Here is a 1,889-nt window from a genome sequence, read left to right as displayed (position 1 = left end):
AAATTTTTAGTCTGCCTAATCGTTTAGAATAGGGACTTTCAAAGAAACTATATCATCCATCTTTGTTTTTAAATATCTATCATGAAGTGATTTACAACCAAGTAGCATTACTACCTATTTTCATGTCTTTTTGTATACATCGATTCGTTCCATAACTTCTCCTCCATTAAATAATTAAAATCTACATTATATCTTATATTAATGAAATCTTTAAAATGCAACTAGTACCTAATACAACACAATTTATAGAAAGGAGTGAGGATGTGAATATAGTAGAACGATTTTCTTTTTATCTGGAACAGGAAGGGGTCTCGCCACATCGCTATCAAGCTAATAAAATAAAATTCCCCCCTAAATGAAAAAATACGCTATTCTTTCTATAGAATCATAGGAAAGGATGGCGTTTTTGATATGAACTTATCAATTTTTGATGAACTAGAATTGTTTTCTAAAGAGTTGAAACGATATATGTCACCTAATGCTTTAGAGCAATTAGCTAAAAGTGTAGGATTTGTTAAACGAAAAAGTAAATACCGTGCACAAGATTTAGTGGCTCTATGTATTTGGTTAAGTCAAAACATAGCTCATACTTCATTGACACAATTATGTAGTCGATTAGAAGCTAACACCGGTATTTCTATGAGTCCAGAAGGACTCAATCAACGTTTCAACCCTCAGGCTGTTCGGTTTTTACAACAACTCTTAGCACATTTACTTCACCAACGATTTTGTTCCTCTAGCAAGATTCCAACTTTGTATACAAACTATTTTCGGCGTATTCGTGTATTGGATTCTACACATTTTCAGATTCCGGATAAATTCACTTCTACATATCAAGGTTCAGGTGGTAGTGGTAAAAATGCTGGCGTGAAAATTCAACTAGAGTATGATTTATTAAGTGGCCAGTTTCTACATGTTCATGTAGGATCAGGAAAGCACAATGATAAAACGTATGGTTCTACTTGTTTAACGTCCCTTCAACCGAACGATGTATGTATACGTGATTTAGGGTACTTCGACCTAAAAGACTTACATACTATAGAAGAGTGTAATGCTTATTTTATTTCAAGATTAAAACTCAATACACGTATATATCAGAAGAATAAAGAGCCTGAATACTTTCAAAATGGAACAATAAAAAAGCACTCTGAGTACATCCAATTAGATATGGAGCAATTTATTGACCAATTACAGTCAGGTGAAACATATGAAATTCCTGAGATTTATATTGGAATGTATCAAAAGCTTCCTGCAAGACTCATTCTGTATAAATTAACTGAAACGCAAATGAAACGTAGACAAAAGGATTTGGCATCTAAAGAACATAAGAAGCAAATTACCTATAAAGAACGCAGTAAGCGGCTTAGTGCAATTAACTTTTATATTACAAATATTCCTTTGGAATATCTACCAAAGGAACAAGTATACGATTTTTACTCCTTACGATGGCAAATTGAACTTATCTTTAAAATATGGAAATCATTTTTTCTTATTCATCACTGTAATTCTGTAAAATTAGAACGACTGGAATGTCATTTATATGGACAATTAATTAGCATTCTTCTTTGTTCCTCCACCATGTTTCAAATGCGCCAATTACTTCTCATCAAGAAAAAACGAGAATTAAGCGAATATAAAGCGATTTATATCATAAAAGATTATTTTCCACTTATTTATCAATCTTTACAAAAAGACATCCAAGAATTAACAAAGGTATTGTTTCGTCTGTTCAATCTCTTACAGAAAAACGGACGAAAATCCCATAGGTATGAGAAGAAAACAGTCTTTGATATATTAGGCGTCGTATATAACTTTTCTATATCTCACAATCATGTGGCGTAATCCAAAAAATTGAAACCCGATAGGGTTTATTAGGCCCAATACCAGCG

The 1,889-nt window shown here is 32.4% G+C and carries 1 protein-coding gene; it reads left to right on the top strand.

The window, feature by feature from the left end; translation table 11 throughout:
• Positions 1-411 precede the first annotated feature (411 nt).
• On the top strand, positions 412-1,842 hold the full coding sequence (locus CN326_RS23760; RefSeq protein ID WP_098311382.1) for an IS4 family transposase: 1,431 nt from the start codon (positions 412-414) through the stop codon (positions 1,840-1,842).
• Positions 1,843-1,889: the final 47 nt, after the last annotated feature.

Origin of the sequence: Bacillus sp. AFS018417, assembly GCF_002560985.1 — a bacterium.
GTDB lineage: Bacteria > Bacillota > Bacilli > Bacillales > Bacillaceae_G > Bacillus_A > Bacillus_A rhizoplanae.
This window is presented reverse-complemented; position numbering and strand designations above follow the sequence as displayed.